Consider the following 25,716-nt stretch of genomic DNA (forward strand, 5'->3'; position numbering starts at 1 on the left):
CCACTCTTTTTAAGAGTGGTTTTTTATTATACTTGCTATTATATCATCAGAAATCATTCTTGACATTCAAAAATAAAAAGTATGACTGGTAAACCAGCCATACCTATATTAAAAACGGTACGTTTTTCACTCGATCACTTTACTATCTTATGAAAGAGCAATTATAGTAAAAACACGAAAATTACAATCTTGAATTAAATTTGATTTGTCCACTTATATCTCTTGAAAAATGATTCATATCACCAGGTCCATTAAGATAATTATAGATAATTCCTTTATCATAATAATTATCTGCAGAACGATACTGATAATTTCCATTAAACCCATTATTGTTAATAGTCGTTGATTTCACTCCTGTTGGCCATGTATCTTTTTCATAAATAACATAATTCAGTGCATCTCCTTGCCACCCGCCAACATTTCCTGGTCCTGGATCCCAAGATCCTGCATATCCACAAACAACATATAATGCTATATTAGGAATCATATATCTTGTGAACTTCTTTACAAACACCTCACCATTCGGATTATTGGTCCACATAATACGAGATAAAGAAGAGTTACAAGGATTTACACTATTGGGTGTATTCCATCCGGTATAGGTTTTAGTCCAGATATCACTTTTCCCGGCCAGGAATGATTCATTATGTTTTCTTATGGTCATATATTCAAAATAAGGCCAATAATGAATTCCGTTCTGGCAACGATCGTCCGGAGGAGGGGGAGGACCTGCAGGACCGGGTTGCTGAGTACGTTGAACATTTTCCTTAGGCAATATTGATAAATCTATCGTATCAACAAAAGTTTCATTTAAAGAGAAAATCCATACTTCTTCATTATTAACAGTGTCTTCATCAATCATTTTTACAAACTCCCAATCTCCAGCAGCATTTAGCTTATACGCTCTTACCGATGTCTGTGTTTCATCACCTGTGTGAAAAGCTACTAAAATTGGATTTGTTGTTCCTATATTACCCGCAGATTTTAGGCCACTATAGTTATAAATAAAGATTTGCGGAAAATATTTATTTCCTTCCAAATCATTGAAAGCCATAAGACTGTTTTTAAATTCATCACTATTATTTAAAGCTGGAATATTTTTGTAAAAAACATCAACTAATGCATTATCATCACCATCAATGTTTTTCTCTAATTCAGTGTATATGACGTGCCTTGATTCATCATTGTTCTGAGCTTCCAAAACGATGGCTTTAGCTGAATTCATTAAGATAGATTCCAAAAAACTCCTTTTGTCATCTAGAGACATGTTTGGTAAATCAGCTTTCATAGCTGTTGGATTTGCTTTTAGATTTGCTGCGGGAGGATCTGGGTCATTATTACAGGATGAAATAATAAGCCCCACCAATACTAAGGATAAAGTAATTTTTTTCATGGCTTTTGAATTTGGTTTAAAGATTCCTTACTTCTTTTTAAGGTTGTTTTTCAGAATTAGTTCCAACCATTAGAGCTATACAAACACTGCTTTTGTTCTATAAAGCAGATATATTCAGCACTTAATTCAACAAATTTTGAATTAATAAATCATATAACAAACCTGGATTTAGCAAGTGTAGAAGATTATCAATTAAGTGTAGCACTTTAGATTGTTTCTGTAATCTGCCTGATTAAAAACAATAAAAAACCTTGACCAAATTCTGATCAAGGTTATTACTTTTATTTTTGTATTATTATTTGAGAAGACTTCCAGCTGGCTGCTGTTGAGTAACACAATGTACCATTCCTCCATTTTCATATAGATTTCTTACATCAATCCCTATTACTTTTCTACCCGGATATTGCTCCTGAATAATTTTATTAGCAACTGCATCATTCGGATCTCCATAGTTAGGAACAAGAACGACATTATTTGCCACATAATAATTTACATACGAACCTTTCTCTTCCAACTGTTTTCCATAAGCCGTTTTTACTTTATTTTTTGTAGCAGGCACATAGATTTTTTTATATTCTTTTCCATTAATGTTTGCCGCAGTATAAAGTGTATTGATATCTTTATCAGAAAGTCCCATATCTGATAAATCTTCTTCATCCATGGTAATCATGGTATTATGATTGATGAATTTCATAAATCCATCAATATGCATATCAGTAACATCCAAACCTGTAACACCATCCAACCAGATCACTTTTGACACTCCATAATAGGTTTCAAACATCTCCTCAGCTTCTTGCTGGGTGATTCCTTTTGTTCTTGTAGCTCCACTTTTCTGACTGATCACTGAACTTTTACACGCCATCAAAACTCCATTTCCATCAGTTTCTACAGCACCACCTTCATTAACCATTTCTTCATTTAAATCAATAACCTTGATACCAAGATCTTTTCCAATACGCTGTGGAATTTGATCACAGTTTTCGGAGTCAAATTTATCCCCCCAACCGTTAAACCCCCAATCTTCAATCAAAAGACGGCCTTGATCATCTTTTACGAAAATAGGTCCGTTATCTCTTATCCATACATCATCAGTAGGATAAATTTTAAAATCAATATTCTTTAACGAAACCTTATTTTGTTCCAATAGGCTAATGATCCTTTTTTTCTCTTTTTCATCATAAGCAATAATGTGCACTTTCTCATTATTCTGTAGCGCTTTGGTCATATCGATCCAGGTCTGTTCTACTCTTTCCCTGTATGTTTTTCCATGTTGATAATGATGTGGCCACTGAAGCCAGGTTCCTTCGTGAGGTGATGATTCTTCAGGGAAATGATAATTCTGTGACATACAAAATATTGAACCTAATGTTAAAAAAAACGTGAAAAATTTATTATTCATAATATTAAAATTTCTTTCCTATAAAAATTCCAAAATCAGCCTCCGTTTCAAAATTATTCCCAGTCTGAGAAATAGTACTACCTAAACCAAATTGCAGCTTTTTTCTGGTCTCTAGTCCCAGTCTGATTATCTGGCCACTACCCTGATGTTGTTTAAAACTAAAATCAGATTCCATAATCAGCATACTGTACAAATTAAAGTGTTCATTAATTTTAGGAGTGTATTCCATTAATGTGTAAAGTCCAAATCCCATTTCTTCACTATCAAAAGAATAAGTTAAGGCTGGAAATAAATTAATTCCAAAATCACCTTTTTCTTTGATAAATGCAAAGCCTGCAGATGGCATAATATCTTCATTAGAAATATAACCCCCCGCAGAAATTCCCCAGTTTTGACTTATATAATAATTGAGGTTTTGATATACTTCCGCATTCAGTTTTTTAGATTCATATCTATAAGAAATCGTTCCTGAAGCAAAGTAGTTCCACTTTGATTTAAAATCTTTATCATAGATTCCTAAAACTTCCGATTCTTTAGTTCCTGCATATCCCTGTATAGAAATTTGAGCAGTCACTTTATATGAAAATAGCAGTAAAAGAGGAAATAATATTCTTTTCATTAATCTTGTCTTCTAAATTTTTAAAATAAATTTCTGTTGTTATAGATATTTACTTTTGCAAAATTAGATCATCAGAAAAACAAAAATTGTCCTAAAAGGACAATCTTATGAGTATACAGGAAAATAAACGTGAGTAATATTCTCTCCATTTTGAGAATGCATATATTCTTCAATTACCTCCGAATGATCAAGCATTAAAGAAGATTCGCCCAACCAAAATCGATAAAAAAGACGATAGGTTTCCAGGATATTTTCAAAATCTCCGTAATGGGTAAATTTTATATATTTTCCACCAAAAATTTCCTTTTTTTGAAACCCTGAAATACTCGAAGAGATTTCACTTATTGCGACTCCATATCTGCAGTGTGACCCACTTGTGATAAGTGGCTGATCACTAATAATCCCATAGGAAGAAATGGAAATACCATTTTCATTTTCAATTGTTTCCCATAGATCATTAATCTCCCGATTATTATAATCTTTGGCTTTAATAAATTTACAATAAACTAAAATTGAATCTTTGTATTTTATTTCATACTGAAAATCAGCTTTGTCATTCTCTATAAATTTATTAAACATATCCTGTTTATTTTTTCTCGCCAATGCCGGTGAAATATGATACTGTTGTTTAAATGCTTTTGAAAAAGACTGAATGTTAAAATAACCAACCTGCCATGAAATATCAGAGACCTTATCTGTTGTATAGATTAGTTTTTTATAGGCATTCTCCAGACGTAGTCGTTTTTGGAATCCGGAAATAGTTTCATTAAAAATTTTAAAAAATATCCGTTGAAAATTTCGATAAGAATAATGGGACATATTCTCAATTTCATAAGCCGTAATTTCTCTGTCAAAATTTTCTTCGATATGATCAACAATCTTCTGGATTTCACTAAAACTTATAAGCATGATCCTACATTTTACAAATTACCATGACTATACAATTTATTCATAAGTATATTAGACTATTAAAGATACAGCATTTTAGGTTATTTTTACTGAGCACAAAAAAAAGGATAAATCAACATCTATCCTTTGTATTGTTTTCATTAAGCCTATCTCTGCATTTTATAAATTTTCGTTCTTTATAAAACGTTCGGCAATTGTATCATAATTGACAAGATCATTCTTCACTGGAAGCATTTTAGAAAAAGAGTCATCATTGATTCTCCATTTATTCTTTATTCCCAAATAATAGATTGCTCCAGGGTTCTTCTGATCTGCCCAATGTTCTATTTGAGTGAGCTTGGTGTACCCTTTTTTCTTAACCGTAAATCTAAAATCAATCTCGCCTTTTTCAGATTTATTCAGTTTTGAAAAAAAATATCCTTTATCGTCTGTAGAAGCAATAACATTATTATTTTCATCTACAATTGTAGCTCCCATTACCGGTTGCTTTGTTTTAGAATCAATAATAATTCCTGCAATATGAATTTCTCTTGAATTTTCTTGAATTTGGGCATACATAGTAGAAAAAAATGCAGCTACGAAGATCATTAAAAAACCTAGAATTCCTGTCCGTTTTTTCATTTATTAATTATTTAGTTTTAGGTTTATACAATTTATACATTACAAATAAGAAGGCTAACCAAATCGGAATTAAAATTACCTGTATCTCCATTCCTGTGATACACATAAGTACTAAAATTATCAATAAAAAAACAATACAGATATAATTAGAGACAGGATAAAATATAGATGGAAATAGTGTTTTAACTCCATCTTTTATTTTGCTTTTTCTGAATTTTAAATGGGTATAGCATATCATCAACCAGTTGATAATAAGTGTAGATACCACCAAGGCCATTAAATACTCAAAAGCCTTTTCAGGAACTAATTTATTAATGATGATACAGATACCCGCAAAACAAGAGGACACGATAATCGCATTGGTAGGTACGTGATTTTTATTAAGTTTCATTAAGCCTTTGGGAGCGTTTCCTTGCTGAGCCAATCCAAAAAGCATTCGACTATTGCTGTAAACACTACTGTTATAAACTGACAGAGCTGCTGTTAGAACAATTAAATTAAGAATATTTGCAATCAATGAATTGAATTGAATCACTTTCCCAAAAATGGTAAATTCAAGTCCGTTTAGATTTTGAAAAACCATCACGAAAGGGCTTGATCCCTCTGTAATATCTCTCCATGGGCTTAATGCAAATAAAATAACCAAAGCCCCAACATAGAAAATTAAAATCCTATAAATTACCTGATTGGTCGCTTTTGGTATTGTTTTTTCGGGGTTTTTAGCTTCAGCAGCGGTAATCCCAATTAATTCTAATCCGCCAAAAGAAAACATAATCATAGCCATTGCTGCGAAAAGACCTGTATATCCGTTTTCATTTTTATTAAATAATCCTTTTGGGAAAAATCCGCCATCATTCCATAAATTCTGGATGCTCGCTTTCTCACCTCCGCTTCCACTTACCAATAAGTAAATACCAAAAACGATCATAGCAACGATAGCTACTACTTTGATAATTGAAAACCAAAATTCGGTTTCTCCATATACTTTTACAGAAGCGAGATTAAGCGCATTAATCAGCACAAAGAAAACCAAGCTTGAAACCCAGAGTGGAATTTCCGGCCACCAGAAATGAATATAGTGACCAATCGCTGTAAGCTCGGCCATACTCACCAAAATATAAAGAATCCAATAATTCCATCCTGAGGCAAAACCAGGGAAATTCCCCCAATATTTATAGGCAAAATAACTAAAGCTTCCTGATACAGGTTCCTGAACGACCATTTCACCAAGCTGACGCATAATAAAGAAGGCAATAATCCCAGCTAAAGCATATCCTAAAATAACAGATGGACCTGCTAAAACGGCAGCGGGACCGATTCCAAGAAACAGTCCTGTTCCAATAGCGCCACCTAAGGCGATTAATTGAATATGTCGGTTGGTTAGTCCTCTAACCAAAGAGGTATTTTGTTGTGGATTTTGTTCAGTTTTCTCTTCGTGGTTCATAGAATGAATTATTCGCTAAATATATAAAAACTTCACAGAAATTCCCTTCTATAAACAAAGTTCAACGTTCAATTTATTAAACACTCAAGAATTTAGCTAAAATTAGAAAAGTAGAATAATTATAGAAAATTAAATATATTCTTCAGGAATCGGAATATTATTTTGTTTCATATAGTGAATAAGATCATGGTATTTATCTTCATAATCTGTTATTCCACATCGATGAGAAATGCTGCAAATATCTGAGGGCTTAATTTCCAGGATATTTGAAATTTTACTTAAAATATCGAGATTGATCTTTACTTTAGAATTCTCAATATCAGAATAGGCTTTTTGTGAAATCCCCATTTCAAAAGCCATATATTCCTGTGTAAAATCTTTACTTCGTCGAACTTTTCTTATATTTTGACCACATATTTTCATCGTATTTGTTTTAGTAGTTTTTGGTATGGTTTAGAAGGATATCTACTAGCCTCTAACAAAGTTAATAAATACCTTTGGCAAAACATTATACACGTTACATGATATTTATTTCCTAATCAGATTTAGCCTTAAAAACATCAGTATAAAGCTAAATGGTAATAAATATTAATTCTGTACAACAACTATTGGAATTATGGAGACGCAAAAATTTAATTATGACAATAATATTGTCAGAGCATTTCTCTATGCTACTATTGTATTTGGCCTGGTTGGTTTTTTACTTGGTCTTACTGCAGCATTAATGCTCTTCTACCCGGAGTTACCCGAATTTTTATTCGGAACTGATGATACAACGATCCAAAGTTTAAGAAGTGGAAATATCCAGGGATTAATAAACACACAGGGAGCAATGGGATTCGGAAGAATCCGAATGCTTCATACAAGTGCTGTTATTTTTGCTTTTGTCTGTAATTCATTTTTCTGTGGTGCCTATTATAGCATGCAGCGATTATTAAAAACAAGAATGTATAGTGATACCTTGTCATGGATCCACTTCTGGTCATGGCAGATCATGATTATCAGCGTTGTTATAACTTTCTTAATGGGAATTAATACTTCAAAAGAATATGCTGAACACGAATGGCCAATTGATATTTTAATTGCTTTCTCGTGGATCATCTTTGGTATTAATATGTTTGGAACGATTGCCAGAAGAAGGGTCAGACATCTGTATGTTGCCATCTGGTTTTATATTGCAACCTGGATTGCTGTAGCCATGCTTCATATTTTTAATAATCTTGAAGTTCCATTATCATTTACGAGCTGGAAATCCTATTCTGTATATGCGGGAGTAAAAGATGCTCTTGTGCAATGGTGGTATGGTCATAATGCAGTTGCATTTGTACTGACAACTCCGGTATTGGGTTTGATGTATTACTTTATGCCAAAAGCGGCACAGCGTCCTGTATTTTCTTACAAATTATCTATTATCCATTTTTGGTCGCTGATATTCGTATACCTTTGGGCAGGTCCGCATCACCTTCAGTATACAGCGCTTCCGGCATGGGCTCAGGCGGTAGGTACAGGTTTTTCTATTATGCTTATTGCTCCATCTTGGGGAGGCATGCTCAATGGTCTTCTTACTTTAAGAGGAGCTTGGGATAAAGTAAGAGAAAATCCTATCCTTAAATTCTTCGTTGTAGCAGTAACCTGTTATGGAATGGCCACTTTTGAAGGACCACTTTTAGCGACTAAATCTTTAAATAAAATCGGACATTACACCGACTGGGTAATTGGCCACGTTCACCTGGGAGCTCTTGGATGGAATGGTTTTATGGCCTTTGGAGTAATTTATTACCTGATCCCGATCATGTGGAGAACAGAGCTTTGGTCTAAAAAACTGGCCAACTGGCACTTCTGGCTGGGAACTTTAGGAATCATTTTCTACGCTGTTCCGATGTATATTTCAGGATTTACTCAGGGATTGATGTGGAAGCAATTTAACCCGGATGGAACACTATTGTGGAAAAACTGGTTAGATACGGTAACTGCTATTATACCTTACTTCAAAATGAGATTTTTGGGTGGTATCCTTTATCTGTCAGGAGCGATCTTAATGGTTATCAATGTTATTAAAACCATCAAAGCAGGCTCATTCCAGAAAGAAGTTCCGGCAGAAGCACCTGCTTTAGCTAATATTGGAAGCCAAAGAAAAGAGGGTGAAGGTGCTCACCTTTGGCTTGAAAGAACACCAAAACTACTTTCTATATTAGCTTTTATTGTAATCTCAGTTGGTGGATTGGTGGAAATTGTCCCTACCCTGACCATAAAAAGTAATCTCCCTCAAATTACTGCTGTAAAACCATATTCACCACTGGAACTTGAAGGCAGGGATCTGTATATCCGTGAGGGTTGTAATTCCTGTCACTCCCAAATGGTCAGACCATTCAGAGATGAAGTGATGAGATTTGATGGTAAAAATGGACAATACTCTAAAGCGGGAGAGTTCGTATATGATCGTCCATTCCTATGGGGATCTAAAAGAACAGGACCCGACTTACATAGGGAAGGAAGTAGAAATCCAGATTCATGGCATTTTAAACATATGTACAATCCAAGAATTACTTCAGCAGGATCTATCATGCCTCGTTTCCCGTGGTTAATTACCAATAAACTTGACCGTTCTGAAATGGTTAGCAAAATGGAATTAATGAAAAACACTTTTGACATTCCTTACACAAAAGCTCAGATAGACTCGGCCAATCAATGGGCAGACAATCAATCTAAAGCTATTGTAAAAAGAATCTATTCTGAAGCAACTGACGTAAAAGATCAGGTGCAGAAAGACAAGATAACAAAAGGTCCGGCATTCGTTCCTCTTGAACAAAGAGAAATTATTGCCATGATCGCCTATTTGCAAAGATTGGGTACAGATATCAAAACCACCGATATTAAAACTGCAAGTGTTGACTAACTATTAAAATCAATGTAAAATGAAAACGAGAACACCCATTTCAATATATATCATTGTAACCATCGGGCTAACCATTATGGCATTTGAGATGTTCGCACAGGATTCGGGTTATTTCACATCTCCTTTCTTCTGGGCATTATTACTCATTGCAATCATCCTGCTTTTGATTATGAATTCTATAGGAGATCTGGTGGAAAATGAACAGTTCAGCAGATTAACAGAAAATGAAAAGAAAGAATATCTGACAGAAAAGAATATTTCCTATTTTCAAAAGCTTTGGAATTCTGCGTTTAAGAAACAGTCGCAGACTGAAGAAAAAGACATTCTCATCGATCATGGTTTTGATGGAATTACTGAACTTGATAATTCTTTACCAAAATGGTGGATTGGATTATTCTATTTTGGAATTGTCTTCTGCGCCATCTATATGATTGCTTTTGCATTTACAGATTACGCGCATCCTGATGTGGAATATGACAAGGAAACAAAAACGATGCTTGCATCGATTGTAGAATATGAAAAAAATGCACCTACTATTGATTTAGAAACAGCAAAATACAGTGCTGACAATATCGCAGAAGGTGAACAGCTTTTCAAAACCAACTGTGTAACCTGCCATGGAGATGGTGCAAAAGGAGGAATCGGACCAAATCTTACTGATAAGCACTGGATTAATATCAAAGAAAAAAGCCTTTTTAAGAATGTTTTCTGGATGCTTGAAAACGGTTCTCCAAATAATCCTACCATGAGACCTTTCATTAAGGAAGGAACGATCACAGGAAGGGATGCCGAAAAAATTGCAGCTTACATATACCATATCAATCAGGAAACAAGTCCGATTACCCAAGCTCTGGGCGGGGCGGCTCCACAAGGAGAAGAAGTAAAATGGGAAAACAATAATGAATAAATATTTAACTAAAACTATCACTATATCATGCCCCCTTTTATCACTAACTAACATTAAATTTCATTTTTCTAAACCTTTTCATACTTTGAAAAATGTATAAAAAGGGGGCTTTTTAAACTAAAAAATAAATCCAAGCCTTGACTGTTGTCTCAACTAATTCACTTCACTTCGATTCAACTAAAATTCCATAAAAGGCAGTCAAGGCAGGATTTTTGCATTCGCAAAGGGGTACCACATCGGGTAATTTTTTAAATAGTATTATTATCTTTGTTATAAACCCTATCACATTTGAAACTAAAAATTAATAAAAGAAAACTCCTGAGGCGCTTTGCCATTACCATTATATCAATATTGGTACTTCTTGCCCTACTTATACTAAGTTTGCGTCTTCCGGCGGTTCAAAACTTTATTAAAGACAAACTTATTGTCTACCTCGAGAAAAAAATCAAAACAAAAGTCAGCCTTGAAAAGGTTTATATAGGATTCCCTAACAGTCTTGTTATGGAAAATCTTTATTTAAAAGGTCAGGATATTGATACCCTTCTAGCTGTTAAAAAACTGGATGTTGGATTAAATATGCTTAAACTCATCAATTCTACTGCGGATATTACTTCTGTCGATCTTGAAGGTGTGAAGGCTAATGTGGTCAGAAAAAAACATGGGAAATTTAATTTCGATTATATTATTGATGCTTTTGCCACTTCAGATAAGGAAGAAAGCCCTTCAAAACCATTTATTATTTCACTTGATAAAATCAACTTAAAAGATATTGGGGTTACTTTTAATGATCAGCAATCAGGAAATGACATAAAATTATACTTCAAATCTTTCGATACAAGAGTAAAAACTTTTGATTTAAATAAAAATAATTACGCAGTCAATGACATTAATCTGGATGGATTAAAACTAAAATTAAAACAAGATCTTGTAGAAGAGGTTTCGAAGAAAGTTGAGAAAAAAGTTGATTCTTTAAATCAGAAAAAATCAATGAATATTGGTTTGAGAGGAATCAAACTAACCAATTTTGATATTGATTACGGTGATGACAATACAAAAACTTTTGCAAAGGTTTTATTTAAAGAACTAAGTACAAAGGTCAATAAACTGGATCTGGATAATAATTCCTATAATGTGTCAAATATTATTCTTTCCGGAGCAGATATCAATGCCAATCTTTATTTACCTGCCCAAAATGCTAATCCAAAAAAAGAAGAAGCCACCTCACCAGGAAGCTCAGAAAAGGAAAAAGCAATGAAAGTACTTTTGGGTAAACTGGTTCTTAATGATGTAAAAGTAGCTTACCATAATACTGCAATCGCTCCTACCAAACAGGGGATGGACTTCAACCACCTTAATTTTTCAAAAATGAATGTTGAGGTCCGAAGTTTCAAAATGGAAAACAACACCTTTGCAGGAACGGTAAATTCAGCAGAAATCCAGGAAGGACGTGGTCTGGATATTCAAAAATTTAACACAGATTTTGTTTACGGAGAAAAAGAAGCCTATCTTAAAGATCTATACTTACAGACTCCAAAAACAATATTAAGAGATGAGGTTATTTTACAATATAATTCTATTGAACAGCTGACTTCTAATCTTGGGGCCGTAAAAATATCTGCTAATATCCATGATTCTAAAATAGGTTTTTCTGACATTCTAAATTTAGTTCCGACCTTAGGAAACACTGTTCCATTCAATAAATATCCCAATACCATACTTGCTGTAAATGCAAATGTAAAAGGAAGTGTGAATGATTTATTGATTCAGGATTTAAAAGTTGCAGGATTGGATCAGTTAAGGGTTGCAGCATCAGGAAGAATCAGAAATGCCATGAACCCTGATCAATTGTATTATGATTTAAAAATTGAAGAATTTTCTTCATCAGCAAAAACGATCTATAATCTGGTTCCTAAAAATACTATACCATCCAATATTTCATTACCTTCTAATTTCAGTATAAAAGGAACTGCAAAAGGAACTACCAAACTGGTCAATACCAATCTTAATCTTTATTCTACTCTAGGGAATGCAGCTATCATTGCCAATGTAGATATGCGTAGAAAAAATTACGAATTATATGATATAAAAGCCAATCTTCAAGGAATACAGATTGGAAAGATCATTCAGAATAAAGATATTGGATCAGTTACTGCACAGATTTCCGCAAAGGGAGAAAGTTTTGATTTCAAAAAAGCAAAAGCGGATCTTAAGGGTCATGTTGCTTCCGCCACATATAAAGGTTATCAGTACCGCGACATGAATTTGACCGGAAAAATAAATAATGGTGCTTATCATATTCTTTTAGATTCTAATGATCCGAATGCCAATCTGAAATTGACCGCTTCCGGAGTTTATAATGAGAAGAATCCTACAGTAAAGGTTAATGGAGATATTATCAAACTAGATCTTAATAAACTTGGGTTCTATGAAAAACAAATGATCATTGGAGGGAAAATTGATGGTGACTTCACCAATCTGGACCCTGATCATTTGAATGGATATTTAAATCTTCAGAACTTCGCATTTTCAGATACCAAAGAGGTTTATCCTATTCAGGAAGTACATTTGAAAGCAAGTTCAGCAAATGATTCAACGAATATTGTTTTCAATTCTCAAATCGCAGATGTAGAACTGAAAGGAAAATATAAATTGACTCAGATATTTGGATCATTAACCCAAACTATTAATCAATATTATCAATTTCAGAAACCCGATAAAACTCAAAAGATTGATGCTGGTCAGTATTTTACATTTAATGCGAAAGTTAAAAATGACGATCTGATCAGAAAATTTGTTCCTGATCTGAAAAGTTTTGAAACCATCAATTTAGTTGGAAATTACAATGCCGATTCTCAAAAGATTGAAATTGATGGACAGATCCCACAGTTATTATACGGAGAGAATTCAATTGAAAATGCAACTTTAAAAGTAACCAACGAGAATCAGGCATTACAATACAACCTGAATGTTGCTGCCCTAAAAAGTTCGAGTCTTGCTTTAAATAAAATTAATATCGGAGGTGATGTTTCGAACAATATCATTAATTACAATATCACAACCAAAGATCAAAAAGATGTTACTCAATTTCTGATTGCCGGAAATGCAAAATCATTAAATGACATTACAGAAGTTTCTCTGAATCCGGATGGTTTAAAATTAAATTATAATGACTGGACAGTTGCTGAAGGAAATAAAATCCAAATTGGCAGTAAGGGGATTGTAGCTGATAATTTTAAACTTTCAAATACCGGAAGTGAGATTTCTCTGCAGTCAGAAAGTGAATCTGCCAACAGTCCTTTAAATATCTCATTGAAAGATTTCAAAATCGAAACCATCACCGAGATCATTAAGAAAGACTCTCTTTTAGCTAAAGGAACCATTAACGGGACTGCTCAGCTTCGGGATTTAACAAAAGATATGACATTCACTTCTGATCTCAATATTTCAGATTTGTTCGTGTATGGAAATCCAATTGGAAATCTAGCTGTAAAGGTAAACAGCACATCATCTAAACTTTTAAATGCTGATATTGCGCTTTCCGGAAATGACAATGATGTGAAAATTGCTGGAAATTACAACACTTCTTCCAGCACATTTGATCTGAATATGGCCATCAATAAGCTTCAGATGAAAAGTGTTCAAGGATTCTCCATGAATGCCATTACCAATACAGAGGGTTATCTTTCCGGAAATCTGAATATAACCGGGAGTACAGATAAACCTAATATCTTGGGTAAAGTGAAATTTAATAATGTAGGTCTTGAAATCGCTAAAACGGGAAGTGATTTCAGAAAGCTGAATGATGAAATTGATTTTACAAACAGAGGCATTGAGTTTAATAAATTTAAAATCAATGATAAAGATGGAAATGCACTTGTTGTAAACGGTCAGGTGCTTACACAAACATATCGGGATTTCGCATTCAACCTTGATGTTAATGCTAAAGGTTTCAAGGTAGTCAATTCTGAAAAATCTAATGACGCCATGATGTATGGAACACTTGCGATTGATGCGGGGTTACATATTCGAGGAAACTTAGACTTACCAAAAGTGGATGGAAGATTGGCTGTGACTGACAATACAGATTTCACTTTTGTACTCCCTCAATCCAGTCCTTCATTACAGGAAAGAGATGGAATTGTAGAATTTGTAGATCAGGATCAGGTTGTTCTCAATAAGACCATTAAAGCCGATTCCTTAAAAGCGCAAAGCCGTATTAAAGGAATGGATGTAAGTGTAAATATCGAAGTAAGCAAAGAAGCTAAAATGTCGATCATCATCGATAAAGCCAACGGTGATTTTGTACAACTTCAGGGAGAAGCACAACTAACTGGTGGGGTTGATCCATCAGGAAAAACGACTTTGGTTGGAGTATATCAGGTAGAAAAAGGATCTTATGACCTTTCCGTAAGTTTACTTAAAAGAAAATTTGACATTCAGAAAGGAAGCACCATTACCTGGACAGGAGAACCTACTGCAGCGATTATGGATATTACTGCCGTCTATAAAGCTGACGTAGCACCTATCGATCTTGTAGAACAACAGATAAGTGGTGAAAGTTCTTCGACTATCAATCAATTTAAACAAAGAATCCCTTTCAATACTTTATTAAAAATGAGTGGTGAATTGCTGAAACCGCAGATTACATTTGATATTACCACTGATAAAAAAAATAGTTCTGTTTCATCAACAGTAACAGATCTTGTTGATCAAAAACTTACCCAGCTCAGAACTCAGGAATCTGAAATGAATAAACAGGTTTTTGCTCTATTATTATTGAATCGTTTTATAGGTGAAAACCCCTTCCAAAGCGGCGCAGGAATGTCTGCTGAGGCAATGGCAAGACAGAGTGTAAGTAAAATTCTTTCCCAACAGCTAAATAACCTTGCTTCAGGCTTGATTAAAGGGGTAGACTTAAATTTTGGACTGGACTCTTCTGAAGATTATTCTACCGGGCAAAAAAATACGAGAACTGATCTTAATGTAGATATCAGCAAAAAACTATTGAATGATCGTCTTAAAGTGACGGTAGGAAGTAATTTCGGTTTGGAAGGTGATGCCAGACAAAATGAGACTACGAACAATATCGCAGGAAATGTAACGGTAGATTACAGCCTCTCCAAAGACGGCAGGTATATGTTGAGAGCTTATCGTAAAGATGAATATCAGGTGGCTCTGCAAGGACAAATTATTGAAACCGGAGTTGGATTTATCATCACATTGGATTATGATCAATTCCGTGATATTTTCAAAAAATCAAAAAAAGACAGGCCGAAAAAAGAAAATAAGAATAACCAAGTGGTAGAATTTAAATAAATGGGAAATAAACTCAAAAAATACTTTACATATTTTTTCGCTTCAGGACTTACTGCAGTTAGTCTTTCGTGTAGCAATACCAGATTTCTTAAGGAAGGGCAGATGCTTTATACCGGCGCAGAAGTAAAGATTGACAATGATACCATCCCTAAAAAAGATAAAAAAGAACTTCAGGCTGCTCTGGAGGAAAATCTAATTCCTAAACCGAACTCAACCCTACTTGGGCTACGTCCCAGGTTATACTTTTACAATATTGCCAAAGAACCTAAAAAAGATAAGGGTTTCAACTACTGGCTAAAATACAAGATCGGTGAAAAACCGGTTCTATTAGGTGATGTTGATCGTGAATTCAATAAAGATATCATTGTCAACTATTCTGAAAATAAGGGATATTTTAACGCTAAAGCAACGTATGATACAATTTCAAAAAACAAGAAGGCAAGAGTTATTTATACTCTAAAACCTGGTGCTCAGTATTTAATCAGTAGTGTGAAATTTCAGCAGGATTCTTCTGTGGTCAACCATGAGATTCAAAATTTAAAAGAAAAAACCCTGCTTAAAAATGGAAATCCGTTTGATCTGGGCGTTATCAAAACTGAGCGGGATCGAATTGATAATGGTTTGAAGGAAAAGGGTTTTTATTATTTCCATCCCGATAATATTATTGTTCAGGCAGACAGTACAGTGACCAAGAATCATAAAGTAGAGCTTAATGTAAAATTAAAAGAGGACACTCCTGATCTGGCTACCCAACAATTCAGTATCGACAAAGTGATTGTTTTCCCTACTTATAATCTTCAGGATGTAAAAAAGGGTAAATACAGTGTTCCAATGAACAAGGATTCTCTTTCAAAGTATGCTTATAATGACATATATGTGATTGACCCACAACATAAATTTAAACCTAAAATTTTCGATAGGGCATTATACTTTGAGAAAGGAGATTTGTACAACCGTACCGATCACAATCTTTCATTAAACCGTTTAATCAGCTTAGGCGTTTTTAAATTTGTAAAAAATGAATTCATTGTTTCAGATTCTCTACAGCATAAATTTGATGCTTACTATTTATTGACGCCAAGAGAAGTACAATCTCTTCGTCTGGAAGCTTTAGGAAGAACCAATTCTGCCAGCTATGCAGGTAGTGAGTTGAATCTAAACTGGACGCATCGAAATTTTTTCAAAGGTGCTGAACAATTTAAAGCAGCTATTTATGGAGCTTTTGATGTACAGATGGGTGGCCAGTCACAGGCTAAAAACATGTATCGTGCCGGAGCAAATGTACAGTTGTCTATTCCTAGAATAGTTGCCCCATTCAGATTCCACTCTTCCAGCGCTTTTGTCCCAAGGACCAATATAACTCTTGGGTATGAATTCCAAAACCGTACTGAATATTACACACTTAATAATTTTACAGCTTCATTCGGATATGTATGGAAGGAAAATGCAAGAAAAGAACATGACTTAAAAGTTCTAGATATAACTTTAGTTTCACCAGCTAATGTCACTCCATTATATCAATCAATAGCGACTACTCCTGCTATGCAAAGAGTAGTTGAAGAGCAACTTATTTTTGGTCCTACTTATTCATATACCTATACGAATACTATGTTGCCAAAAACAAATACCTTCTATTACAAGGGCACACTTGATTTGGCGGGAAATATTACAGGCTTAGTAACAGGAGCCAGCGCAAAAAAAGGGAAACAAAAAGAAATCTTTGGAGTTCCGTTCAGTCAGTATGCAAAAATGGAAAACGATTTCAGATTCTATCACAAGTTTTCAGAAAAAACTAACTTCGCTTCACGAATTATAGCCGGTATTGCTTACCCTTATGGGAATTCAGAATACATCCCTTTTTCCAAACAATTTTTTGTAGGCGGAAGTAACAGTATTCGAGCGTTTCGAGCAAGAACCTTAGGACCTGGAAGCTATGATCCAAGAGGCTTAAATGAGAAGCTTTCGTTTGATCAATCGGGGGATATCAAATTAGAGATGAATGCAGAATATCGTGCTAATCTTTATAAATTTTTAAATGTAGCCGCGTTTATAGACGCTGGAAATGTTTGGTTAATTAAGGATAAGAACAATGACCGCCCAGGTGGAACATTTTCAAAAGATTTTTTGAGTGAAATTGCTGTAGGTGCCGGAGTTGGTCTAAGACTTGATTTCTCAATATTAATTTTAAGATTAGACTTAGCAATGCCCCTTCGTGTTCCTTACTATGAAAAAGGAGACAGATGGACTTTTAACAGGATCAATTTTGGAGATGGCAGCTGGAGAAAAGATAATCTTGTTTTAAATATAGCAATCGGATATCCATTTTAATATGATCAACAATATAAAATTTTTCTGGGAGGTTTTAAAAGACACATTTGCAGAATGGAACAGTTCTACCGCATCAAGAGATTCGGCGAGTTTAGCATATTATGCGATCTTTTCTATTCCGGGATTATTAATTATTATCATATGGATTGCCGGAAACTTTTTCGGGGAAGAAGCCATCCGTGGGCAGATCAGTACTCAGATCAGTGGATTGATGGGAAATGATGTTGCCAAAAGTGTAGAAAATATGATTGCCGGCGCATTGATCGACAAACAGAACATTTTCATGAAGGCAGTAGGAATAGGCTCTTTGGTCTTTGGTTCCACCACATTATTTTTTCAATTGCAACATTCTTTAAATACCCTTTGGGATGTACAATCAGCACCAAAAAAAGCATTAATTAAATTTCTTCTTGACAGAGCCAATTCCTTGGGAATGATCCTCATCCTTGGATTTTTATTAATGATCACCATGATCCTTTCTTCAGCAATAAGCCTTTTTAATACCTGGATCACAAATTATTTTGGTTTTGAAACTTATATGTTGGTGGAATTGGTGAATTTTGCTGTTGGCTTTGCTCTTGTGATGCTGTTATTCGCCCTAATGTTTAAATTTCTACCTGATGTACAAATCAACTGGAGACCGGTCTGGAAAGGTGCTATATTGACGACCCTTTTGTTTACATTAGGTAAGTTTTTATTGAGTCTTTACTTTAGTAATTTCAAACCAACCTCAACTTTTGGAACCGCAGGAACTGTTATTCTTATTATGATGTGGATCAATTATTCCTGTATGCTGATATTTTTCGGAGCAGAATTTACAAAAGTATACTCTTACAAAAGAGGATATAAAATTGTTCCTTCCAAACATGCCAAGTGGAGTGACGCCAAATTATATGAAGACAGTCACAAAAATCAACCTAAACAAAACGAATCTGCTTCATAAAAAAGCCTCTTGAATTCAAGAGGCTGATATTTTACATTCTGTTTACGGTTCCTATTCCCAGTAATCCTAAAGATTTCTTTATTGTCTGAGCCGTTAGATCTGATAGATTTAATCGGGTCTGCTTTACATTCTCATCTTCCTGAATCATAATAGGATTATTCTGATAGAAAGAATTGTAAGATTTTACAAGATCGTAAAGGTAATTAGCAACTAAGGCTGGGCTTAATGTTTCTGCTGCTCTAGCAACTACTGTTTTATAATTGGCTAATTGCATGATCAGTTCCTTTTCAGATTGATTTAATTCAACATTAGCTACTTCTTTTTGAGCGTACATTGCTTTTGTTAATAAAGATTGAATACGAGCATAGGTATATTGAATAAAAGGACCTGTATTTCCGTTAAAATCAATACTGTCTGCCGGGTTAAACAGCATTTTTTTCTTAGGATCTACTTTTAGCATAAAATACTTTAATGCTCCCAATCCAACAGTCTCGTAGGATGTTTCTTTATCTTCATCATACAGGTGTTCAAGTTTTCCTAATTCCTGCGCCTTAGATTTCGCTGTTGCATACATTTCCTGCATCAAATCATCAGCATCTACAACAGTTCCTTCACGGGATTTCATTTTTCCTTCAGGAAGTTCTACCATTCCATAAGATAAGTGGAATAATTGATCAGCCCAGGCATAGCCTAATTTTTTCAGGATTTTAAATAAAACCTGGAAATGATAATCCTGTTCATTCCCTACCGTATAAATTAGCTTTTGAATATCATTTTGCTTAAATCTTTCAACTGCAGTTCCCAAGTCCTGAGTCATATAAACAGAAGTCCCATCAGAGCGTAATAAAAGCTTTTGATCCAATCCTTCATCTGTAAGATCACACCAAACCGATCCGTCTTCTTTTTGATATAGAATCCCTTTCTCCAAGCCTTCCTGGATAAGATCCTTTCCTAAAATATAGGTATTGCTTTCGTATTGAACCTGGTCAAAATCAACGCCTAGTCTCTTATAAGTTTCATTAAACCCTTTATAGACCCAAGAGTTCATTTCATTCCACAGGCTTCTTACTTTTTCATCACCATTTTCCCAGTCCAGCAACATCTTTTGAGCTTCCTTCATTAAAGGAGCCTCTTTCTTCGCCTCATCCTCTCCTATTCCCTTCTCAACAAGCTCGGCTATTTCTTTTTTGTAATTTTTATCAAATTCTACATAATAATTTCCAACAAACTTATCTCCTTTGGTATGGGTTGTCTCAGGTGTTTCCCCATTTCCAAACTTTTCCCAAGCCAACATCGATTTACAAATATGAATCCCTCTATCATTAATGATCTGTGACTTGATCACATCATATCCTGCCTCTTTTAGAATTTGAGCAACAGAGAAACCTAATAAATTATTTCTAATATGTCCTAAATGCAGTGGTTTATTAGTATTTGGAGAAGAATATTCTACCATCACTGTTGCATCTTTCTTTTCAATTTTTGAGAAACCATCAGTTACAGATCTCAATTGATCTACAAAGAATTGGTTTTTAACTTTAACATTCAGAAATCCTTTAACCACATTAAAGCTTTCAAACACATCTGTTTGTGCTGTTAAAGATTCTCCTAATTCTATTCCTATACTTTCGGGATTTTTCTTTAATTGTTTAACTAGTGGAAAGGTAACAATCGTAAAATCTCCTTCATACTCAGTTTTATTTTCCTGAACCTCCAGATTAATTTCTTTTAACTGATATACATTTAAAATGACTTCCGAAAGTTTTTCCTCTATTATATCTTTAATATTCATGTTCTAATTTTGAAATACAAATATACGGAAATAAAAAAACCGCCCGAAGGCGGTTTATTATAGAAATACTATTGTTTTATAAAAATTAAAACGGCTTCATCATTTCCAGGCACATTATCTAAATTTTTAGAATTATCATATACCCTAAGCTCAGTAGTGGAAAATGACTCTACCTCCTTTTTAAGAGTTTTAACTGCTCCACCTTCATTATATGTAAGTGTAAGAGTACTATATAGATTGTCATAGCCCCATTTACCAGCAAAGGAATCAAATTTAGTACAGTTACCTGAAGTAGAAAGATCATATCTTTCATAAACTCCAGTAAAATCTGCATTGATCAATAGCTGACCTTTGAGACCACAATCATTTACCATATAAGTTTTACCCCTGAATTCATATTTATAGGGTTTCCAATTTCCATTGATGCTTACATTGTCTACAATATTGTTATTATCGTCATCATTGGAGCATGAAATAATGCACATTAAAAAAAAGAATCCTATTAAAAATTTCATATAAAAACATTTACTTTATCTAAACAGAAATACTTGTTTAGATTATTAATTAATTTAAAATTTGTCCCAAAAGATTTTTGTTGACACTTTATCGCCTCCAATTTTTGCAGCTGCAGCTTTTACATTAGTAGCATTTAAAAGATATTCCTGGTCAGAATAAGGCATTCTTACTGGCACTGCTTCTACTAATGATCCTGATGGATTTGCAAATACAGGAAAATCCAGTCTTCTTGTAAAATTCCATGCTTGGAAGCCCTTATTAAACATCGCTATCCACGCCTGCTCACCAATTGACTTTTTCCAATTAATTGGATCAAATGGATGTGCAGCTATAAATGCACTAGCCTGAGTTGGGTCAACATTATATTCCGTCATGGAAGCTTGAATTGCCTGCGAATATAAGGTAGTAGCAGTTCCACCCACAGCAAAACCTCGAGCAGCAGCCTCAGTTCTCAAAAACATAATTTCAGCATAATCTAATAAAAATCCTTGTGCATTCTCTCCTGAAATAACATTTGTAAAGTGAGAATATTGGTTAAATACATTTTGGCTACCGTACACTCCACCAATATAAGCATTAGCAACAGTAGTAAACCAAACCGCTCTTCTTGGATCATTATTAGTATTCATGAAATTTACCAGAATATTTGAAGGTAAGAAATCATTTCTACCAGATTGTATTACGTCTTGATAAACCGGATTGGATAATAATCCTGAAGGAAATGTCTGTAGTCCAAAATTATCAGCCTTCTCTGTAAATAACCCTCCTGTATATGCCGCTTCAGCATAGGTTTTGGCAAGTACGGGTTCTACATCTGCTAAAGCAATAGCGAGTCTAAACTTCAAAGAATTTCCCATCTTTTTCCATTTAAACATATCTCCTTTGTAAATTAAATCTTTATCATATCCTATTTCAGAAGTATTAATCAATGCCAAAGCAGCATCAATCCTTTTAACAAGATCAAGGTAAATGACCTTTGCATCATCATAAGGAATTTCAGCATTTCCAGGATTTTCCGCTGTAGCTTTCAATGCTCCAAAATATGGTATATCTCCATAAGTATCTACTAAATTAGCCCATGCGTAAGCATTCACTAATTCTATCATAGCGATGCTATTATTTCTTTGAACCGGAGTTACACTTTCTCCATCAAGAAACCTTCTTGCATCTCTTAATGCTGACAGAACCCCCGGAGAGTTTATTGTAGCAGAAGCAGACGACATCATACGGTTGTAATGATTTCTAGGTATCGGACGAGCAGTCATATTATAATTTGTCTCATCCGGATATGTTGTTTCCGACCATTGCTGGGTGAAAAATCGACTTATGTTTCTGTTAACATTAACGTTCAATACCTGATCAAGCAATGCGTGTTCCGCACTTGCAAAAAGTACTCCTGATGGAACTTCTGTTGGATGTTTTGGATCTTCGTTCAATGAAGTAATATCCCTCTCACATGAATTCAAAGTTAATGCGAGTGAAGCAACACCTATAATTAAAAATATTTTTTTCATTTTTTAGAATTTTAAAGTTATGTCTATCCCAATGTCACGAGTTGTAGGCAACGATCCTATGGATTGTCCTTTAGCAGCTAGCCCATTCCCTGTTCCTGTTTCAGGATCGGCATAAGGTAAATTTTTATGGATGATCCAAAGGTTTCTTCCAACAATTGAAATTTTTGCATCCTGGATACCTGTATTCGCTAAGTATGATTTTGGTAAATTATACCCTATACTGGCTTCTCTTAATTTTACATAAGATGCGTCATAAACAAATCGTTTGTTTGGCATAGCATTATATCCATCTACACGACCACTAATTCCAGGAGTACTTGTAGGTGTTGTATTGACTTGTCCATTTGGATTCACTCCTGGATAGACTACCCCACTTTCTCTATAATACGCTGTTTCTTCATATAACCCGGTAGAGATACCATATCCCATATCTGGAGAAAATACATCCCCTCCTTGTTTCACATCAATCAGGAAGCTGAATGAAAAATCTTTGTAGCGAAGACTATTTCTTACACCACCTACCCAATCAGGTGTAACATTTCCTATAATCTGATTATTGTTTCTTAAATACCTTCCTGTAGTCGCATTAACTACTTTTTGTCCATTAGCATCATATACATAATCCGATCCCACCAAAGCTCCAAATGCTTCGCCAACACGAGCATTAAGAGATACATTGTTCTGATAACTTGCTAAAAGATAATTTTGAGAATTTCCATTTAAAGAAACTACTTCATTTTCATTTTTAGACCAGTTTACATCAATATCCCATCTAAAGTCATCGGTTTTAAATGGCGTACCATTTAACTGCACTTCTATACCTTTGTTATTGACCTGCCCGGCATTTACTAAAAACGTTCTATATCCTGTAGCTGAAGATACTGGCAAATTAATGATTTGATCAATTGTTCTTGTTTTATAGATAGCTACATCAAATCCTAATCTGTTTTTAAAGAATTGTGCTTCCATACCAAATTCTGTTTCCTTAGATCTCTGCGGCTTTAAATTTGGATTAGCAAGGAAAAAAGGCTGATCAAACAATCCTTCTCCTCTGGCTTTAAATGTATTTACTAATCTGTAATTCGTTGTTGAGGAACCTACCTCTGCATAATTTCCTCTTATTTTCCAGAAGCTAAGCCAATCCTGCTTTACAAATTCTGAAAGAATTAAAGATCCTGTAACTGAATAATAATCGTAGTTATTATTCTTTTTTGGAAGGTTAGAACTTTGATCCATTCTATACGTTCCATCAACGTATAAGAAATTTTTATACCCAAAAGATGCTGTTGCATAAATACTCGAAGTAACAAACTTTTGGTAGGTCTCATCAGGAGGAAGTATTGTTCTTACTGAGTTTGAAATCGCAAATAATCCCGGCTTCGAAAGTCCTCCTTCCGTAGTTGCAAATACATTATCTACTAAATTTCTTCTGACGTTTCCTCCGACAATACCACTCACATTCAAATCAGAGGTAATATCAAATTTATAGTTAGCAAATAAATCAAAATTGATTTCTGTATTTTTCACATTTGTTCTCGAATATCCTGAACCTACATTAAGGCCTGACGCTCCAAATACCTGAGGTATTGATCCGTTCATTAACCTTTCTTCTATAACCATCTGTAGATCATCATACGATAACTTTCCTGTAATTCCGAAATTTTTGGAAACATCGTATTTTAACTGTGCATAACTGAATATTCTGGTTCTATCATCTGACTGATAACTCTGATATCTTTGAAAGTAAGGGTTGTTCCAATATTGAGGTGTTGCATCATCAGAAGCAGTTCTGTTCCAGGAAAAATTAGAGTTTCCATTATTTTGATATGCCTGTCTCAATGCTTCAACATCTACGTTAGTCTGCCACCATTGTCGGAAACCAGTAATAATATTGTCAGAATAACCTGTTTCGTTTCTACCTCTTGTACCCTGCAAAGTTAAAGTGGTGAAAACTGATGCATGTAATTTCTCTGTAAAATCATGATTAAATTTTGCTGATATGGTATTCTTCCTTAATTCAGAGTTTGGCATAAGACCATTAGAAAGCATATTAGAATAAGATAGTGAGAGATTCGATGTTTTATTTCCTTTCTCAAGCGTAAGCGTATTCACATAGGTAATCGGAGTTTCAAAAAATTTAATCGGTCCGTTTTTAGCTGCAACCCATGGTGTTGCTTTTTTATAATTTGGAGACGATGGATCGTAAGAATCCCATTGGTATACCAAAAGATTGGGATCGAATGCAGGTCCATAAGATGCATCATCTACGAAGTTAGCATAATTGTGTCCGTCTGGGTTTGGATCTTCATTCCAAGAATTCCCTCCGTAACCGGCGCCGTATTTTGTTTGGTATTTAGGAAAGGTAGACTTGTCAATAAATCCCGCAGTTATTCCAGAATTTATTGTTACTCCCCAAGTACCGTCATCTTTACCTTTACCACTTTTTGTAACGATCAAGATAACACCATCACTACCTCTTTCTCCATATAATGCAGATGCGGCGGCTCCTTTCAGAACGTTTACAGACTCAATATCTTCCTGATTAATATCGGAGAGAAAGTTTCCGTAATCGAATATTGATCCTGCAACCGTGTTATTGTTCACTGGAGAACCATCTATTACGATAAGTGGAGAACCTCCGGATAGAGATTTGTAACCTCTAATTAAAAGGTTAGCTGATCCGCCAAAGTTATTGTTTGTATTAACCTGTAACCCGGCTACCTTACCTGAAAGAAGTGATGCTACGTTTCCGGTGTTTGTCGTTCCACCAGTTAACGCCTCGGCCTTTATTTCTTCAGAGGCATAACCAAGAGATTTCTTATCTCTTTTAATTCCAAGGGCAGTCACTACGACTCCTTCGATGTCTTGTGTTCTTACTGTATCTGTCTTCTTTTGTTGTGCATTGGTGAGTGCAAACGATGAGGACAACACAAGTATAAGTACACTTGCTGTTATTTTCTTCATATCAAATTATTTAAGCTTTACAAATTTGTAAAACTTTCTTAAGAACACAAAAGAAAATTATAAAAAATTAACAATTGTTCAAAAATCATCAACATAATCATCAATTAAGTTAATAATTTCTGTTAAACATTGAAGATTTAACAAAAACTAAA

Annotated in this window: 16 protein-coding genes; 5 read left to right on the forward strand and 11 right to left on the reverse strand. The window is 34.5% G+C overall.

Annotation, left to right across the window (positions count from 1 at the left end; all coding sequences use genetic code 11):
* Positions 1 to 181 precede the first annotated feature (181 nt).
* The 7 genes from AC3WRL_RS20790 to AC3WRL_RS20820 form a co-directional block, all read right to left on the reverse strand.
* Complete coding sequence (locus AC3WRL_RS20790) at positions 182 to 1,393, reverse strand: hypothetical protein (protein ID WP_214828172.1); 1,212 nt, start codon at positions 1,391 to 1,393, stop codon at positions 182 to 184.
* A gap of 295 nt (positions 1,394 to 1,688) precedes the next feature.
* Complete coding sequence (locus tag AC3WRL_RS20795) at positions 1,689 to 2,744, reverse strand: agmatine deiminase family protein (protein ID WP_251040530.1); 1,056 nt, start codon at positions 2,742 to 2,744, stop codon at positions 1,689 to 1,691.
* A gap of 55 nt (positions 2,745 to 2,799) precedes the next feature.
* Positions 2,800 to 3,414: a hypothetical protein gene (locus AC3WRL_RS20800; protein ID WP_492331153.1), complete on the reverse strand. Its 615-nt coding sequence runs from the start codon at positions 3,412 to 3,414 to the stop codon at positions 2,800 to 2,802.
* Positions 3,415 to 3,519: 105 nt separating this feature from the next.
* Positions 3,520 to 4,323, reverse strand: a complete 804-nt coding sequence (locus AC3WRL_RS20805) for an AraC family transcriptional regulator (RefSeq protein WP_214828163.1) — start codon at positions 4,321 to 4,323, stop codon at positions 3,520 to 3,522.
* A gap of 159 nt (positions 4,324 to 4,482) precedes the next feature.
* Positions 4,483 to 4,944 (reverse strand): carboxypeptidase-like regulatory domain-containing protein, encoded by a 462-nt coding sequence (locus AC3WRL_RS20810; protein WP_214828160.1) that lies wholly within the window; start codon positions 4,942 to 4,944, stop codon positions 4,483 to 4,485.
* A gap of 7 nt (positions 4,945 to 4,951) precedes the next feature.
* Positions 4,952 to 6,388, reverse strand: coding sequence for an amino acid permease (locus AC3WRL_RS20815; RefSeq protein ID WP_492331154.1), 1,437 nt, complete (start codon positions 6,386 to 6,388; stop codon positions 4,952 to 4,954).
* 129 nt (positions 6,389 to 6,517) lie between these two features.
* A complete protein-coding gene (locus AC3WRL_RS20820; protein ID WP_214828156.1) occupies positions 6,518 to 6,811 on the reverse strand; it encodes a helix-turn-helix domain-containing protein in 294 nt (97 codons plus the stop codon).
* 193 nt (positions 6,812 to 7,004) lie between these two features.
* Between AC3WRL_RS20820 and ccoN the strand changes: the two genes are divergently transcribed.
* The 5 genes from ccoN to AC3WRL_RS20845 all read left to right on the forward strand — a co-directional run bounded on the left by ccoN (position 7,005) and on the right by AC3WRL_RS20845 (position 18,778).
* Complete coding sequence (gene ccoN / locus AC3WRL_RS20825) at positions 7,005 to 9,284, forward strand: cytochrome-c oxidase, cbb3-type subunit I (protein WP_261509857.1); 2,280 nt, start codon at positions 7,005 to 7,007, stop codon at positions 9,282 to 9,284.
* A 19-nt stretch (positions 9,285 to 9,303) separates the two neighbouring features.
* Entirely contained in the window at positions 9,304 to 10,191 is an 888-nt protein-coding gene (locus AC3WRL_RS20830) for a cbb3-type cytochrome c oxidase N-terminal domain-containing protein (RefSeq protein WP_261509858.1), read from the forward strand.
* 288 nt (positions 10,192 to 10,479) lie between these two features.
* Positions 10,480 to 15,507: a translocation/assembly module TamB domain-containing protein gene (locus AC3WRL_RS20835; RefSeq protein ID WP_492331155.1), complete on the forward strand. Its 5,028-nt coding sequence runs from the start codon at positions 10,480 to 10,482 to the stop codon at positions 15,505 to 15,507.
* Positions 15,508 to 17,835, forward strand: coding sequence for a translocation and assembly module lipoprotein TamL (tamL, locus tag AC3WRL_RS20840; RefSeq protein WP_492331156.1), 2,328 nt, complete (start codon positions 15,508 to 15,510; stop codon positions 17,833 to 17,835). It abuts the gene before it with no gap.
* A 1-nt stretch (position 17,836) separates the two neighbouring features.
* Entirely contained in the window at positions 17,837 to 18,778 is a 942-nt protein-coding gene (locus AC3WRL_RS20845; RefSeq protein WP_214828141.1) for a YihY/virulence factor BrkB family protein, read from the forward strand.
* 31 nt (positions 18,779 to 18,809) lie between these two features.
* Here AC3WRL_RS20845 and argS read toward each other — a convergent pair whose 3' ends face one another.
* The 4 genes from argS to AC3WRL_RS20865 all read right to left on the reverse strand — a co-directional run bounded on the left by argS (position 18,810) and on the right by AC3WRL_RS20865 (position 25,564).
* Positions 18,810 to 20,570, reverse strand: a complete 1,761-nt coding sequence (gene argS / locus AC3WRL_RS20850; protein WP_492331157.1) for an arginine--tRNA ligase — start codon at positions 20,568 to 20,570, stop codon at positions 18,810 to 18,812.
* Between the two features lie 68 nt (positions 20,571 to 20,638).
* Positions 20,639 to 21,085, reverse strand: a complete 447-nt coding sequence (locus tag AC3WRL_RS20855) for a lipocalin-like domain-containing protein (protein WP_214828136.1) — start codon at positions 21,083 to 21,085, stop codon at positions 20,639 to 20,641.
* 54 nt (positions 21,086 to 21,139) lie between these two features.
* Positions 21,140 to 22,600, reverse strand: coding sequence for a SusD/RagB family nutrient-binding outer membrane lipoprotein (locus AC3WRL_RS20860; protein ID WP_261509862.1), 1,461 nt, complete (start codon positions 22,598 to 22,600; stop codon positions 21,140 to 21,142).
* Between the two features lie 3 nt (positions 22,601 to 22,603).
* Complete coding sequence (locus AC3WRL_RS20865; protein ID WP_214828130.1) at positions 22,604 to 25,564, reverse strand: SusC/RagA family TonB-linked outer membrane protein; 2,961 nt, start codon at positions 25,562 to 25,564, stop codon at positions 22,604 to 22,606.
* Positions 25,565 to 25,716 lie beyond the last annotated feature (152 nt).

The organism is Chryseobacterium sp. FW101-FHT12H09 (assembly GCF_058790395.1).

Excerpts from the sequence above, each read along its gene's own strand:
- AC3WRL_RS20855 (WP_214828136.1), bottom strand. The coding sequence starts at position 21,085 with ATGAAATTTTTAATAGGATTCTTTTTTTTAATGTGCATTATTTCATGC.
- AC3WRL_RS20845 (WP_214828141.1), top strand. The coding sequence starts at position 17,837 with ATGATCAACAATATAAAATTTTTCTGGGAGGTTTTAAAAGACACATTT.
- AC3WRL_RS20800 (WP_492331153.1), bottom strand. The coding sequence starts at position 3,414 with ATGAAAAGAATATTATTTCCTCTTTTACTGCTATTTTCATATAAAGTG.
- AC3WRL_RS20820 (WP_214828156.1), bottom strand. The coding sequence starts at position 6,811 with ATGAAAATATGTGGTCAAAATATAAGAAAAGTTCGACGAAGTAAAGAT.
- AC3WRL_RS20830 (WP_261509858.1), top strand. The coding sequence starts at position 9,304 with ATGAAAACGAGAACACCCATTTCAATATATATCATTGTAACCATCGGG.
- AC3WRL_RS20865 (WP_214828130.1), bottom strand. The coding sequence starts at position 25,564 with ATGAAGAAAATAACAGCAAGTGTACTTATACTTGTGTTGTCCTCATCG.
- argS (WP_492331157.1), bottom strand. The coding sequence starts at position 20,570 with ATGAATATTAAAGATATAATAGAGGAAAAACTTTCGGAAGTCATTTTA.
- AC3WRL_RS20810 (WP_214828160.1), bottom strand. The coding sequence starts at position 4,944 with ATGAAAAAACGGACAGGAATTCTAGGTTTTTTAATGATCTTCGTAGCT.
- AC3WRL_RS20805 (WP_214828163.1), bottom strand. The coding sequence starts at position 4,323 with ATGCTTATAAGTTTTAGTGAAATCCAGAAGATTGTTGATCATATCGAA.
- ccoN (WP_261509857.1), top strand. The coding sequence starts at position 7,005 with ATGGAGACGCAAAAATTTAATTATGACAATAATATTGTCAGAGCATTT.
- AC3WRL_RS20815 (WP_492331154.1), bottom strand. The coding sequence starts at position 6,388 with ATGAACCACGAAGAGAAAACTGAACAAAATCCACAACAAAATACCTCT.
- AC3WRL_RS20795 (WP_251040530.1), bottom strand. The coding sequence starts at position 2,744 with ATGTCACAGAATTATCATTTCCCTGAAGAATCATCACCTCACGAAGGA.
- AC3WRL_RS20790 (WP_214828172.1), bottom strand. The coding sequence starts at position 1,393 with ATGAAAAAAATTACTTTATCCTTAGTATTGGTGGGGCTTATTATTTCA.
- AC3WRL_RS20860 (WP_261509862.1), bottom strand. The coding sequence starts at position 22,600 with ATGAAAAAAATATTTTTAATTATAGGTGTTGCTTCACTCGCATTAACT.
- tamL (WP_492331156.1), top strand. The coding sequence starts at position 15,508 with ATGGGAAATAAACTCAAAAAATACTTTACATATTTTTTCGCTTCAGGA.